Annotated in this window: 14 protein-coding genes; 7 read left to right on the forward strand and 7 right to left on the reverse strand. The window is 34.5% G+C overall.

Annotation, left to right across the window (positions count from 1 at the left end; translation table 11 throughout):
* Nucleotides 1-541: 541 nt before the first annotated feature.
* From leuC to leuB, 4 genes are all read left to right on the forward strand, one after another.
* Nucleotides 542-1,936, forward strand: coding sequence for a 3-isopropylmalate dehydratase large subunit (gene leuC / locus Q7C23_RS00500; RefSeq protein WP_375030692.1), 1,395 nt, complete (start codon nt 542-544; stop codon nt 1,934-1,936).
* Nucleotides 1,937-2,032: 96 nt separating this feature from the next.
* On the forward strand, nt 2,033-2,629 hold the full coding sequence (gene leuD, locus Q7C23_RS00505) for a 3-isopropylmalate dehydratase small subunit (protein ID WP_026982656.1): 597 nt from the start codon (nt 2,033-2,035) through the stop codon (nt 2,627-2,629).
* Between the two features lie 122 nt (nt 2,630-2,751).
* A complete protein-coding gene (locus tag Q7C23_RS00510; RefSeq protein WP_375030693.1) occupies nt 2,752-4,272 on the forward strand; it encodes an alpha-isopropylmalate synthase regulatory domain-containing protein in 1,521 nt (506 codons plus the stop codon).
* A 161-nt stretch (nt 4,273-4,433) separates the two neighbouring features.
* Nucleotides 4,434-5,495, forward strand: a complete 1,062-nt coding sequence (leuB, locus tag Q7C23_RS00515; protein ID WP_375030694.1) for a 3-isopropylmalate dehydrogenase — start codon at nt 4,434-4,436, stop codon at nt 5,493-5,495.
* Nucleotides 5,496-5,653: 158 nt separating this feature from the next.
* Here leuB and Q7C23_RS00520 read toward each other — a convergent pair whose 3' ends face one another.
* Both Q7C23_RS00520 and Q7C23_RS00525 read right to left on the reverse strand, forming a co-directional pair.
* Nucleotides 5,654-6,010 carry an RNA-binding protein gene (locus Q7C23_RS00520; protein WP_072970243.1) on the reverse strand — a complete coding sequence of 119 codons (357 nt, stop codon included), beginning with the start codon at nt 6,008-6,010 and terminating at the stop codon, nt 5,654-5,656.
* Between the two features lie 135 nt (nt 6,011-6,145).
* Nucleotides 6,146-6,628, reverse strand: a complete 483-nt coding sequence (locus Q7C23_RS00525; protein ID WP_375030695.1) for a DUF6252 family protein — start codon at nt 6,626-6,628, stop codon at nt 6,146-6,148.
* 195 nt (nt 6,629-6,823) lie between these two features.
* Here Q7C23_RS00525 and Q7C23_RS00530 point away from each other — a divergent pair, with 195 nt between their 5' ends.
* From Q7C23_RS00530 to Q7C23_RS00540, 3 genes are all read left to right on the forward strand, one after another.
* Entirely contained in the window at nt 6,824-7,396 is a 573-nt protein-coding gene (locus Q7C23_RS00530; protein ID WP_072970241.1) for a 30S ribosomal protein S16, read from the forward strand.
* A gap of 15 nt (nt 7,397-7,411) precedes the next feature.
* The gene (rimM, locus tag Q7C23_RS00535; RefSeq protein ID WP_026982649.1) at nt 7,412-7,936 is read left to right on the forward strand and encodes a ribosome maturation factor RimM; all 525 of its coding nucleotides are present in this window, start codon (nt 7,412-7,414) and stop codon (nt 7,934-7,936) included.
* Between the two features lie 77 nt (nt 7,937-8,013).
* Nucleotides 8,014-8,721 (forward strand): tRNA1(Val) (adenine(37)-N6)-methyltransferase, encoded by a 708-nt coding sequence (locus Q7C23_RS00540; RefSeq protein ID WP_375030696.1) that lies wholly within the window; start codon nt 8,014-8,016, stop codon nt 8,719-8,721.
* Between the two features lie 48 nt (nt 8,722-8,769).
* Here the strand turns inward: Q7C23_RS00540 and Q7C23_RS00545 are convergent, their stop codons facing one another.
* From Q7C23_RS00545 to Q7C23_RS00565, 5 genes are all read right to left on the reverse strand, one after another.
* Nucleotides 8,770-10,422: a S41 family peptidase gene (locus tag Q7C23_RS00545; RefSeq protein WP_375030697.1), complete on the reverse strand. Its 1,653-nt coding sequence runs from the start codon at nt 10,420-10,422 to the stop codon at nt 8,770-8,772.
* Between the two features lie 43 nt (nt 10,423-10,465).
* Nucleotides 10,466-11,755 (reverse strand): HlyD family secretion protein, encoded by a 1,290-nt coding sequence (locus Q7C23_RS00550; protein ID WP_375030698.1) that lies wholly within the window; start codon nt 11,753-11,755, stop codon nt 10,466-10,468.
* Between the two features lie 2 nt (nt 11,756-11,757).
* Nucleotides 11,758-13,950 carry a peptidase domain-containing ABC transporter gene (locus Q7C23_RS00555; RefSeq protein WP_375030699.1) on the reverse strand — a complete coding sequence of 731 codons (2,193 nt, stop codon included), beginning with the start codon at nt 13,948-13,950 and terminating at the stop codon, nt 11,758-11,760.
* A gap of 405 nt (nt 13,951-14,355) precedes the next feature.
* Nucleotides 14,356-14,520: a hypothetical protein gene (locus Q7C23_RS00560; protein WP_375030700.1), complete on the reverse strand. Its 165-nt coding sequence runs from the start codon at nt 14,518-14,520 to the stop codon at nt 14,356-14,358.
* Between the two features lie 572 nt (nt 14,521-15,092).
* On the reverse strand, nt 15,093-15,263 hold the full coding sequence (locus Q7C23_RS00565) for a hypothetical protein (RefSeq protein ID WP_194656196.1): 171 nt from the start codon (nt 15,261-15,263) through the stop codon (nt 15,093-15,095).
* Between the last annotated feature and the right edge of the window lie 9 nt (nt 15,264-15,272).

Here is a 15,272-nt window from a genome sequence, read left to right on the forward strand (position 1 = left end):
TATTCTCTCAGATTTCTAACAAACATAAAAAATATTCACTTTAAGAATCTGTTTTTTTATCTTATCCTATAAAATTTTCATAAAAATACACTTCTTGGATGTCGTAGTATTTGAATTAAAATGGAGCTTACCAATATCTATTCTAAATTAATTTTTTAGGCTTTAAAATCATATTAATTTGTAAGTTCTTAAATTTCCTTAAAAGTCAAAAACTAACAATTATTACTATTTTTACTCATTTTGTTACATTTTTTTGAATTAAAACCTATATTTTATAGTTATTTTAAGATAAATTTGCAAACTATTAAAATTAAAAGCAATCCAATCAAAATTAACGAGAAAAAGAAAAACGAAAGCAATTTATCCTTCATTTTCAGACCAAAATTAAACGTATAAATACGAATAGCAATTTGTATTTTAGTTTGGGTATCGTATATAATGAAATATTGAAATTGACCACTTTGTATCTTTTTTTACTTTTGTTTTGCTATTATCAGAAAATTGCTGTGATTATAGAAATTACAATTAAAAAAAATAAAAAATGAGTAAGACATTATTTGACAAAGTATGGGATTCACATGTAGTGCGTAAAATTGAAGATGGACCAGATGTGTTTTTTATTGACCGTCATTTCATTCATGAAGTTACGAGTCCTGTTGCTTTTTTAGGATTAAAAGCCAGAGGCGTTAAGGTTCTTTACCCAGAGCGTACTTTTGCAACTGCAGATCACAATACACCCACCATAAACCAACATTTACCAGTTCAGGATGCACTATCTGCAAATCAGCTGAAAGCTCTTGAAGATAATGCTGCCGAATACGGAATTTCGCACTGGGGATTAGGTCACATTAAAAACGGAATTGTACACGTAGTTGGTCCTGAAAACGGAATTACTTTGCCAGGTGCTACTATTGTTTGTGGAGATTCACACACGTCTACTCACGGTGCTTTTGGAGCTATTGCTTTTGGTATAGGAACTTCTGAGGTTGAGATGGTTCTTTCTACACAATGTATCATGCAGCCAAAACCAAAGAAAATGCGTATCAACGTAAACGGTCAATTGAGCAAAGGTGTTGGTCCAAAAGACGTTGCACTTTATATTATTGCACAATTAACTACTTCTGGAGGTACAGGTTATTTTGTTGAATACGCCGGAGATGTTTTCGAAAACATGACTATGGAAGGTCGTATGACCGTTTGTAACCTAAGTATCGAAATGGGTGCTCGTGGAGGTATGATCGCTCCTGACCAAACTACTTTTGATTTCCTTGAAGGAAGATTGTTTGCTCCTAAAGGTGAAGCGTGGACTAAAGCAGTTGAATACTGGAAAACACTTAAAACGGATGCTGATGCTGTTTTTGATGCTGAATTAAACATCAATGCTTCAGACATTGAACCAATGATTACTTATGGTACTAACCCTGGAATGGGAATTGGTATCTCAAAACATATTCCAAACGCTAATCAAGTTGAAGGTGGTGAGGAAACTTACAAAAAATCGCTTGCTTACATGGGCTTCCATGAAGATGATGTGATGATTGGAAAACCAATTGATTATGTTTTCTTAGGAAGTTGTACAAATGGACGTATTGAAGATTTTAGAGCTTTCGCTGAAATTGTAAAAGGAAGAAAAAAAGCAGATAATGTTACTGCCTGGTTAGTTCCGGGTTCTCACGTTGTTGAAGCGCAGATTAAAGAAGAAGGCATTTTAGATATTTTAACTGAAGCTGGTTTTGTATTACGTCAGCCAGGATGTTCAGCGTGTTTGGCAATGAACGATGATAAAGTTCCAGCTGGAAAATATGCGGTGAGCACATCAAACAGAAACTTTGAAGGTCGTCAGGGTCCTGGATCAAGAACATTATTAGCAAGTCCAATTATGGCTGCCGCCGCTGCTGTTACAGGAAAGCTAACTGACCCAAGGGAATTATTTTAATTCCCGCTGTAAGCTTTAAGCTAAAATTCAATACTAAAATAAATGCTGTAGAAAAAAGCTTAAAGCTTATTGCCTACAGCCTAAAGCAAAAAAAAAATGGCATACGATAAATTTAATATCCTTACCAGTAGTGCTGTGCCACTACCAATTGAGAACGTAGATACAGATCAAATCATTCCGGCTCGTTTCTTAAAAGCTACAAAACGTGAAGGTTTTGGAGATAATCTTTTTAGAGACTGGAGATATAACGGAGATGATACTCCAAAAGCTGATTTCGTTTTAAACGATTCAACTTATAGTGGAAAAATCCTGGTTGGAGGAAAAAACTTCGGTTCAGGATCTTCAAGAGAGCATGCTGCGTGGGCAGTTTACGATTACGGTTTTAGAGCTGTAGTTTCAAGTTTCTTCGCTGATATTTTCAAAGGAAACTGTTTAAACATTGGTGTTTTACCAGTTCAGGTTAGCCCGGAGTTTGCTGATACTATCTTCAAAGCAATCGAAGCTGATCCTAAAACTGAATTGGAAATCAACTTGCCAAACCAAACGATTACTTTATTGGCAACAGGTCAATCTGAATCTTTTGCAATCAACGGATACAAAAAGAACAACATGATTAACGGTTTTGATGACATTGATTATTTACAAAATATTAAAGAAGATATTGTGGCTTTCGCCGATAAGCTTCCTTACTAAAAAATCAGGTTCAGTCCTTTGAGACCCGACAGGTTTTTTAAAATCTGTCGGGTCTTTATAAGTTAAGCTAAACCAAGACAACACAACTACAATTTACTTTTAAAAGGAATTTAGAAATCAATATGGAAAAAAGAAAAATTGAAATAATGGATACGACGCTTCGTGACGGTGAACAAACCTCAGGAGTATCATTTTCTGCTGCAGAAAAATTAACCATTGCACAATTGTTGTTGGAGGAATTAAATATTGATAGAATCGAAATTGCTTCTGCACGCGTAAGCGAAGGAGAATTTCAAGCCGTAAAAGGTATTACAACCTGGGCTGAAGAGCGAGGATATATTAATCGTATTGAAGTTCTTTCGTTTGTAGATGGAGGAGTTTCGATTGAATGGATGAAAAAAGCAGGCGCTAAAGTGCAAAATTTATTAACCAAAGGTTCAATGAATCACTTAACGCATCAACTAAAAAAAACGCCGGAACAACACTTTTCTGAAATTGCACAAATCATTGCTTTAGCGAAAAAAAATAATATTGAAACGAATGTGTACTTAGAGGATTGGAGCAACGGAATGCGAAATTCGCCAGATTATGTTTTTCAATTTCTGGATTTCTTAGCAACGCAACCCGTTAAAAGAATATTGCTTCCGGATACTTTAGGCGTATTAATTCCGTCTTTGGCATTTGAATTTATTTCAAAAATAAGAGCCCGATACCCTCAAATTCATTTTGATTTTCACGCACATAACGATTACGATTTAAGCATCGCCAATGTTATGGAAGCTGTAAAAGCTGGCATAAACGGACTTCATGTAACTGTAAACGGAATGGGAGAACGTGCTGGAAATGCACCGCTCGAGAGTACGGTTGCTGTTATAAATGATTATTTACCAGAAGTTAGCATCAATATCAAAGAAACCTCTTTGTATTCGGTGAGTAAACTGGTAGAAACTTTTACAGGTTACAGAATTCCTGCCAACAAACCAATTGTCGGCGATAACGTTTTTACACAAACTGCCGGAATTCACGCTGACGGAGACAATAAAAACAATTTGTATTTTAATGATTTGCTTCCGGAACGCTTCGGAAGAAAAAGAAAATACGCTTTAGGAAAAACTTCGGGAAAAGCCAATATCGAAAAGAATCTTCAGGAATTAGGTTTAAAATTAAACCAGGAAGATTTGAAATTGGTTACCCAAAGAATCATCGAATTAGGCGATAAAAAAGAAACCGTTACCAAAGAAGATTTGCCATACATTATCTCTGATGTTTTGGACAGTCATACTTACGAAGAGAAAATTACAATTGAATCTTATATATTAGTACACTCAAAAGGGATGCGCCCTTCAACAACTTTATGCCTGAAAATTGACGGCGAAGTAATTGAAGAACACGCTCAGGGCGACGGTCAATTTGATGCTTTTATGAATGCCCTTGGCAAAATTTACAAAAGTAAAAAACTAACGCTACCTAAATTGATTGATTACGCAGTGAGAATTCCTCCAGGGAGTAGTTCCGATGCTTTATGCGAAACAATCATCACCTGGGTAAACAACGAAAAAGAATTTAAAACAAGAGGATTAGATTCAGATCAAACGGTTGCAGCGATTATTGCGACACAAAAGATGTTGAATGTAATTACCTAAGGTTCTAAGGTTCTGAGATAAAAAACTTAGAAGCTTAGCAACTGTTATACCTTAGAAACTTAAAAACCTAAAAAACAATTATAAATAAAGGTGCTGACATACTAAGAAAAAAAACTTAGAACCTTAGCAACTCAGAACCTTAGAACCTTAAAATAAAAAAAATGAAATTTAACATAGCCCTTTTAGCCGGTGACGGAATCGGACCAGAAGTAATTAATGAAGCTGTAAAAGTATCTGATGCTATTGCAAAAAAATTCAATCACGAAATAACATGGACACCAGCTTTAACAGGAGCTTGTGCAATTGATGCCGTTGGAGTTCCTTATCCTGATGAGACTCACGAAGTTTGTATGGCTGCCGATGCTGTTTTATTCGGAGCAATTGGTCACCCAAAATACGATAACGATCCAAGCGCACCAGTTCGTCCGGAGCAGGGATTATTATTGATGCGTAAAAAATTAGGATTGTTTGCTAACGTACGTCCAACTTTTACTTTTCCTTCTTTAATTGATAATTCTCCTTTAAAAAGAGAAAGAATTGAAGGAACTGATTTGGTTTTCTTAAGAGAATTAACCGGTGGAATCTACTTTGGAGAAAAAGGAAGAAAAGACAACGGAGAAACTGCTTTTGACAACTGTGTTTACACAAGAGCTGAAGTACAACGTTTAGCAAAAAAAGGTTTTGAATTAGCCATGACAAGAAGCAAAAAACTATGTTGTGTTGATAAAGCAAACGTTTTGGAAACTTCACGTTTATGGAGAGAAACGGTTCAGGCAATGGAAAAAGATTATCCTGAAGTTACTGTTTCTTACGAATTCGTTGATGCTGTTGCAATGCGTTTGGTTCAATGGCCAAACTCTTACGACGTTTTAATTACTGAAAACTTATTCGGAGATATCTTAACAGACGAAGCTTCTGTAATTTCAGGTTCTATGGGATTAATGCCTTCTGCTTCTGTTGGAGAACATACTTCATTATACGAACCAATCCACGGATCTTATCCTCAGGCTACAGGACTGAATATTGCTAACCCATTAGCGACTATTTTATCTGCAGCTATGATGTTCGAAGATGCTTTTGGATTAAAAGACGAAGCTGAAGCCATTAGAGCAGTCGTAAATAAATCATTAGAACAAGGAATTGTTACTGAAGATTTAGCGGCAAAAGGATCAAAAGCTTACAAAACCAGCGAAGTTGGAGACTGGCTTGTAGCTAACTTATAGTTATTTTTGTTTCAGGTTTCAGGTTTTCCAACTTGAAACTTGACGTGAGGCTTTAGCCGAACGGGCGAAGCAAACAAAATAAACCTGAAACAAAATAATTTACCACAAAAAAAGGGATCAACTTTCGTTGATCCCTTTTATATATTTAGAAAAAAATATTAATATCCTCCTCTACCACCACGGTCATTTCCACCACGGTTGTTTCCTCCACCATAACCTCCGCGTGAATCTCCACCACGGCTGTTATTATTGAAGCTTCTTCTTTCACCTTCAGGTTTCGGCTCAGATTTATTAACCACAATTGCACGACCTTGAACAGTAGCTCCGTTCAATTCATCAATTGCTTTTTGAGCTTCAGCATCGTTTGGCATCTCAACAAAACCAAAACCTTTGCTTCTTCCTGTAAATTTATCAGTAATGATTTTAACTGAATCTACTGCTCCGTAAGCCTCGAAAGACTCTCTTAAATCTGCTTCCTCAATACTGAATGGAAGGCTTCCAACAAAAATGTTCATATGTACTTATTTATAATAATGTAGCAAATGTAATCTTATTTTTCTCTAATCTACTATATATTAGTTTATTTATGCTTTTATTTTGATTTAAAAAAGCAGAAACCAGCAAAACCAAACGATTGTTAATTAAATATTTTAATTCTCTAGATTTGGAGTAATCGGAATTTTATAAAAAACACCTTCTTTGAAATTTAAACTTGGTTTTTCAAGATCTTCTTCATTTACATTAGGCGCAGTAAATTTGAATGTTCCCGAAATTGTATTTGTTTCACTATTAAATTCTGTAACTACAATCTGACCATTGCCTTTATTTTCGCCGGTACTAAATTCCTCCAGTTGTCCGGGAAAAGTATTTGAATAAGATGCCATTGCAACGTTATCTATTCCAAGAATGTATGTTTGTACTGCAGGAGATGGTATTTCTAAAATCACTTTTTCATAACCTAGAGTTCCTTCAATAACCATATTTCCATTTGTTCCTGAATTTGCTACATACCCATTAGATCTCCAAAAAACGTTGTCTTTTAAGCCCTGAAAGGCCGGATTATTGAATTTTATGTCCTCGGTACAAGATGAGAGGATAAAAAGAAGTGATAAAAAATAAAAGATTTTTTTCATATAGAATGAATTTGCTGCAAAAGTACCTTATTTGAAATAAATATTTAAAAATTGGATCCTAAAACCGTCTAAAAATGATAAAAATTCACCTTAAATATATTTAATACTGTTTGGAACGCATAATTCATAAAAAAATTATATCTTTGCGCCCTTAATTAACAGAGGTCGAGTACCTCAAAATTTAATCATAAGATTATGTCAGTAAAAATTAGATTACAAAGACACGGTAAAAAAGGAAAACCTTTTTACTGGGTTGTAGCTGCAGATGCACGCTCAAAAAGAGATGGTAAATACTTAGAGAAAATCGGTACTTACAATCCAAACACTAACCCTGCAACTGTTGAATTAAACCTTGACAGCGCTGTAAAATGGTTACACAATGGTGCACAACCAACTGATACTGCCAGAGCAATTCTTTCTTACAAAGGAGCTTTATTGAAACACCATCTTGATGGAGGTATTCGTAAAGGTGCTTTAACTCAAGAGCAAGCTGATGCTAAATTAGCTGCTTGGTTAGAAGCTAAAGCTGGAAAAGTTGACGCTAAAAAAGACGGTTTAACAAAAGCGCAAGCTGATGCTAAAGCTAAAGCTTTTAAAGCAGAACAAGAAGTTAATGCTAAACGTTTAGCTGCTGCAGCTCAGGCTGAAGCTGATGCTATCGCTGCTGCAACTCCTGCAGTTGAAGAAGAAGTTGCTGAAGTAGAAGCAGAAGCTGCTACTGAAGAAGCTCCTGCTGCTGAAGAAAATAACGAAACAACTGAAGCATAATTTTATTTAGCGAGAATGCGTAAAGAAGAATGTTTTTATTTAGGTAAAATCGCTAAAAAATTTAGTTTCAAAGGTGAAGTTCTGGCTTATTTAGACACGGACGAACCTGAGTTATACGAAAATCTGGAATCAGTGTTTGTTGAATGCAACAAACACTTGGTTCCTTTTTTTATTGAAAAAAGTTCTTTACACAAAAATGATTTTCTTAGAATTCGTTTTGAAGACATGAATACCGAAGAAGATGCAGATGCTATTATGGGCAATGCTATTTATCTTCCTTTAAGTATGTTGCCAAAACTTTCCGGCAACAAATTTTATTTCCATGAGGTTATCGGTTTTGAAATCGAAGACCAGCGTTTAGGCGTTTTTGGAAAAATAGTCGCTGTAAACGATACTACAGCACAACCTCTTTTTGAAGTTTTAAATGGCGAAGTCGAAATGTTAATTCCGATGATCGATCATTTTCTTGTAAAAATTGACCGCGAGAATAAAAAAGTAATTATGAACTTGCCTGAAGGGCTTGTTGAAATGTACCTTTAAAAAAGTGATCAGTTTACAATTTTAAGTATTCAGTTTTCTTCTGAATCAAAAATCTTTAATCTACAATCATAACAGATATGTTCCAATTCAAACAGTTTTCAATTAAGCAAGATCGCTGTGCTATGAAAGTCGGAACTGATGGCGTTTTACTTGGTGCCTGGACTCCAATAAACCACAATCCATTTAGCATTTTAGATGTTGGTGCAGGAACTGGAATTATAGCTTTAATGCTTGCTCAGCGAACTCATGCGGAACAAATTGACGCTCTTGAAATTGACGAAGAGGCTTATGAACAAACGGTAGAAAATTTTGAAAATTCGCCTTGGAGTGATCGCTTATTTTGTTTTCATGCGGGATTGGATGAATTTATTGAAGAACCTGAAGACGAATATGATCTGATTGTTTCGAATCCTCCTTTTTATGCTGAAGATTACAAGACAGAAAGTGAACAGCGCGATTTAGCCCGCTTTCAGGATGCAATGCCTTTTGAAGAGCTAATTGAAGCAGCTGATTTATTACTTTCTGAAAATGGAATATTTGCTTTAATTATTCCTTTCAAGGAAGAAGAAAAATTCATCGCCTTAACAAAAGAATCCGAATTATATCCGATCAAAATTACGCGCGTAAAAGGAACTCCAAAATCTGAAATCAAGCGCAGTTTACTGGCTTTTAGCCGAAATGAAAGCCCTGAAATTGAAATTGACGAGTTAATTATCGAAATCGACAGACACATTTATACTCCTGAATATATCGAATTGACAAAGGAGTTTTATTTGAAGATGTAAAAAACATCTTTGTCAAAGTTTGAAGCTTTGACAAAGACTACATAATTTTTACTTTCCATTTTTAGCAAACAAAATCGCTCGGTCCAAAACCTCATCTTTCCCTTGCTGAATTCCCAAAATTGTTGGCTTTACTTCAATATCAGGAACAATACCAATGCGTTGGGTTTCTTTTTTATTGGGATAAAAAACGCCATAACAAGTAAACGAAGTATAAAATCCTTTAATGATCGGAAATCCATAATTTGCTCCATCTGCACCTCCTGTCTGACTTCCTATCACTTTAACTTTTGGAGCAGTTTGCAAACTCATCGCATTAAATTCTGCGTGGCTCACAGCTTTTTCATTTACCAAAACAATTACTTTTCCTTTGTAATATTCTGGATTGTTTTTACCACACTTTAGAATTTCATTTCTCCACAAATAACGTCCTGGATAACTTACATCTGGATCTAAGAATTTAACAAACTCCTTAGGTTCAGAATTTAGCCAGTCCGAAATAGCAAACATAACATCATTCGGACGTTCACGATTATCAAAAATAATAGCGTTTGTATTATTAAGTGCAGAGATCAAAGCAGGGACATCACTTTCTTCTAATGCATCATAATTAACATAGCCAACATTGCCCTCTAAAATTTTCCATTTTTCTCTATCTGGAAACTGAATTTTTAAGTCTTGATATTTATAACGATTTACTGATTTTAACGTCGTTTTCCCATCACGGACAAACTCTACTTCAACAGCAGGTGTTTTTCCATTAAAGATTGTCCAATAGGCATTCTTTAGGACAGACGGTTCATTTGATCCTTCAACATATTTTCTATTTTCTTTTAAAAGTTCAGCAACAGTTTTTCCTTCAACTTTCGTAATTACATCACCTATTTTTAAATCACTTACTTTTGCCAATGAATCGTTTTTTAAACTAATGATCACTGCCTTTTCATCAATAATTTTGACATCCGCAGGGATAAATTTATCTCCAAAATAATCAAACAATTGAGACATCTGGGTTGATGCATGCGTATCATTAAGCTTTATAGAAATCTCACGCATTGCCAAAACAAAATCTTTCTCAGATTCAGGAGCATAAAATCTAGGAAGCATCGTATTTAATACTTTATCCCAGTTTTCATCCATTTGATATTTGTAAGGGAAAAAGTATTCTATATAATTCCAATATCTGAACAATGCCAAAAGACGCAAATTTTTATTTGTCCATTTAAAATCTGTGTACTTAATTTCATTATTAAACTGCAACGGCACTTTCCCAGTATTCAATTCAAAATCAACATAATATTGCTTTACCTGAATTCTGTTTTCTTCAATAAATTTTAATTTTTTTGAAAGTGATTTAGAGAATAAATCATTTTTTGAAAACCATGACAAATCAAAGTTTTTATCAAAATATTCCTTTTTTGAAGTAGGTGTCGAAATTTTATATGCTTTTACTTCGCCTAAAGATGTTATCCAATTTTCGATCACTAACGAAAAAGCTTCGGCAGTTTGTGCTTCTTCTACTTTTGGCAAAATTTGAAACAATTGTTCGTCCCAATTTTTACTTCCATCCGCCACATTTGGATGATAATACTTTAGAAAACCCCAAACTTTGCAGGTAGCAGCGAGTTTTTGAGTTTCGGTAATTGGTTTTGAAAATGCATTTTGAAATAATAAAACAAGGACAAGAAGTAATGTTTTCTTCATTAGAAAAAAATGGCTAGGTTAATTATTTAGGTTTGGGCTAATTTTAAACTTGCTCAAATATACTCTTAAATTGATATAAAATTCTTTCAATTAATCGTAAATCTTCGGTTACTATCTCAGCACTCCCTTTCATTTCCTGCTGAAATACAATTTGTTTATTATAAGAAGTTTGTAGCCCGTTTGGGAGCGCAACATCTAAAAGCAGATTACCATCTTTATCCGGAACAAGAGAAATATTCTGAATTTTGCCTTTTAGGACTCCAAATTCCCTGTCCGGAAAATTGGCCAATCTGATATTCACTTTTTGCCCTACTTTTATTTTACCTGAATTGAGGGCCGGAGCCTTTACTTTTCCAATAAAACCATTCTTTGCATCAGGAATAATAGAAAAGACATTATCGCCGACATTTATAGTTTGGCTTTCATTCCAGACCTGCAAAAAAGTGACTACACCGCTGATTGATGATTTTAGTGTATAGGCCAATTCCCAATCTTTTATTACTTTTTTAAGCTGATAAAAAGACTGCGCCATATTACGCCCAAGGCTAACTTCTTCTTTAGTGCCGCTTATCTGCGAATTCCGGCTCAATTTTGTATTATTGATCAAAGAGGACCTTAATTGAGAAATCGACGTTAACAGGCTCTTATAATTCTTTTGCGCCTGAAGATAGCCCAGTTTTTTAGCTTCCATTTCCTGCGCTGAGATAATTCCCTTATTAAACAGCGTTTCAAAACGGGCAATTTCATTTTTCTGAAGCTGCAATTCACTTTCATTAAGTACTTTTTGCTGTTGCAAAATATCCAATCTTTCCTTTATCTGAATTTTTTCAGAAAGCTGCGCTCTGTTTTCGACTTCAAAAGGCTGTAAATTTTCATTTAGTTTGTCTGCCTCATAATCTTTTTGGAAAACAGCAAAAGCACTTTCAATTTCCCCCAATTGACTATTTTTCAAGACCGCAAACGGAAATGCTTTTTTTGGATCGTTGATATTATAATTTTCAACTATGCTTTTTAATAAAAAAACGTCTTTATAATTTGCCGTGTTTTCAATAATGGCCAGCGTAGTACCTTTTGAAACTATAGCTCTGTTTTTTACCAAAATAGCTTCAATTCTGCCCGATGATTTTGACACAATTTTTTCTGGTGGAATATTGGTTGTGATAAAAATCTCAGTGTTTACAACGTCCGGATATTTTATAAACCACGAAACAAAAAAGAGCATAAAAATAATGGCAAATATCAGGACCGTTCCCCATCGGATCATCCAATGTGGCACTTTGGTCAGGATGTCCTGAACCTCTTCACTTCTTAATTCGAATGTATCTTCTGCCATAATTAATTTCCTAACTGCAATTGATTTTTAACCAACTCAAAGTAATTCCCTTTTTGCTCTACCAATGCTGAATGGTTTCCAATTTCGATAATTTTTCCTTTATCTAAAACCACAATCTGATCTGCATTTATTACTGTACTCAATCGATGCGCAATCACGATAACTGTTTTGTTTTTGAAAAACATATCCAGCTTTTGCATGATTGCTTTTTCATTATTAGCGTCCAAAGCTGATGTTGCCTCATCAAAAAACAATATTTCCGGATTTTTGTAAACGGCTCTTGCAATGAGTAGACGTTGTTTTTGTCCGGTGCTCATTCCCACTCCCTCTGCTCCAATTTTTGTGTTGTATCCCAATGGCAAGCCACTAATGTATTCTTTTATATTGGCGACATCTGCTGCATATACTAAACGCTCTTTATCAATTTTATCAACTCCAAAAGCAATATTATTGGCGATCGTATCACTAAAAATAAAACCTTCCTGCATTACGGCCCCAATATTCGATCGCCAGGCTTTTTGTGAAATATTTTTTAACTGGGCATTTCCAATATTTATTTCTCCTTTTTCGGGATCGTAAAACTTTAGAAGCAATTTCATCAGGGTCGTTTTACCGCTTCCGCTAACACCTACAATCGCCGTTACTTTATTGGCCGGAATTATCAAATTCAAATCATTCAAAACAGGAATGTCTGATCCCAAATAACGATACGAAACGTTTTTTAGCGTAATATCACAATCAATGGGAACTTCATTTGTCTGATGGACTTCCTGTTGTATTTCATCTTCTTTTTCATGAATTTCAGATAATCTTGCTAATGATATCTTGGCATCCTGTAATTCCCTTACAAATTCTATAAGTTGTGTTATTGGCCCATTTAAGCTTCCAACAATGGAACTGATTGCCAGCATCATTCCGAGTGTAATCGAACCATCGATAACCAATTTAGCCGAAAGAAATATGATGAAAATGTTTTTTAATTCATTAATAAAAGACGAACCAATAGTTTGGGTTTGTTCTAAAACCAATCCTTTTATTGAAACCCTGAAAAGTCGTGCCTGTACATATTCCCAACCCCATCGTTTTTGTTTTTCGGCATTGTGAAGTTTTATTTCCTGCATGCCATTGATAAGCTCCATAACCTTGCTTTGCTCCTGAGATACTTCTGCAAAACGTTTATAGTCTAACACTTCTCTTCTTTTCAAAAACAAAGTAATCCATCCAAAATACAATAGACTCCCTATAAAAAACACCAGGAATATCTTTAGGTTAAAATAAGCCAGAACTGCGCCCAAAACAACCATATTAATAGCCGAGAATAAAACATTTAAAGACGATGTAGTCAGAATTCGCTCTATACGTCGATGATCATTAATACGCTGCATGATATCGCTTGTCATTCGGACATCAAAAAAAGAAATGGGCAGGTTCATTAGTTTAATGAAGAAATCTGAAATAAGCGAGATATTAATTCGGGTAGACAGATGAAGCAATATCCAGCTCCTGATCAGTTCTAAACCTGTTTTTCCGGCAAAAAGAAATAATTGCGCAAAAAGAATTAAATAAATAAAACGAAGATTTTGATTCTGTATACCAACGTCAACAATACTTTGGGTTAAAAATGGCGAGATTAGCATCAATAAACTGCTGGCAACCAACCCAATACTTAACTGCGTCAGAAAAGATTTATAACGCAATACATATTGTGATAACAAACTAAATCCTAATCCTTTATTTTCTTCTTTATCAAAGTCAGACTGAAAGAATTTTGGTGCTGCTTCCATGAGCAATGCAATTCCTTCTTTAGTCGAATTATCCGCATTATTGCCAATCCAGAATTTTATAAAATCTTCTCTATTGTATTCAATCAGTCCAAAGGCCGGGTCTGAAATATAATAGCTGTTTTTTCTGATTTTATAGAGAACAACATAATGGTTTTTATTCCAATGCAAAATACATGGCAAAGGCGCCTCTTCTAATCTCTCTAAATTTAATTTTACCCCCAAGGTCCTAAACCCAATTTTCTCTGCAGCATCGCTTAAAAAAAGCAAATTACTTCCCTCACGAGTTGTTTCGCTAATATCTCGTAAATCCTGAATGTTGATTGTTTTTCCATAATGCTTGGCAATAATTTTCAAACACGTTGGACCACAATCCTTAAAATCGGCTTGTTTGTAATTGGTAAATTTTTTCAATTTATAATCAATTTATTCAGGAGCAATTTAACATTATATTTTTTGATTTTATAGTAAAAAAAAACAGAGAAGAAATAAATCCACCCTGTTAAGTATCTAAAAAATAAAAAAATAGCGATACATTTTTTTCTCTAGGACATGGCACTGGCTAACCCTAACCAAATAAAATTAACACAGCGACCAATTTCCTGAGAATCCCGACACCAATCATCAATGTTGGGATATTTGCTCAATGTTCCACGACCGAGCACCTACAAATTCAAAAAAAAACATGACTAAATTTCTGATAAGGTTTTATACTACAATTGTTTGCAACCCAAAAACTAAGAATTCAAATTCTTATTATTTTAATTTATACTAGAATTTAAAAAAAACTGGTATAAATTATATAATTAACCAATAAGACTAGTTAAGCACGCATCGTCCTTCGGTGCTATCATCACCATATACACAATGACTTCCTTTTTTACATGGAAAGTCTTCAGAACATGCAATACCACCTTTAATAGATTGTTGTTGTTCTCTAGATAATTCTTGAGCTCCTTCTAAATTTAAAATGTTTTTTAACATAATGTACCAGCTTTGAAATTTTGGGTTATTACTCCAATCGTTTAGAGACATTTGAAGCTTCTGTCTATTCATAACATAATAACAAATTTGAATTTACTCTTAAATTCAAGGATATATATTATTTAAAAACAATGTCTAACGAAAAGCAATACACCCTTTTCTCTAGGACATGGCACTGGCTAACCCTAACCAAATAAAATTAACACAGCGACCAATTTCCTGAGAATCCCGACACCAATCATCAATGTTGGGATATTTGCTCAATGTTCCACGATCGAGCGCCTACAAATTCAAAAAAAAACATGACTAAATTTCTGATAAGGCTTTATATTGTATACTTGCAAAAAAAAATTAAAATCAACAGCATAGACGACTTGTATCGCAAATACCCGGCATTTTATCTATGGGGCACGGTTGGCCAACTGGCACTAAAACACATCCCGCTTCTATCGCATAAATCCAACATTCAGGAATTCCTCCTTTTATTGTCTTTTGCTCACTTTTACTTATATGCTGAGCATTTTTTAGATTTAAAATTTTCTTTAACATGGCTGTTATGTTTTAATTTTGAATCAATTTAATTGCCACAACTCTCTTCGATCAGAATACGATGTACAATCTTCTTCATTAATCCAAGCCTCGCATCTTGGAGATGCTTCTTTAACATTGTTAGCAATAATCATTTTTTGTTCATTTGCTGTTAATTCCTGAGTTCCTTCAAGGTTTAGAATATTCTTTAACATAAGTTCTAA

Source organism: Flavobacterium sp. LAR06, assembly GCF_041946075.1.
In the GTDB taxonomy this organism is placed as follows: domain Bacteria; phylum Bacteroidota; class Bacteroidia; order Flavobacteriales; family Flavobacteriaceae; genus Flavobacterium.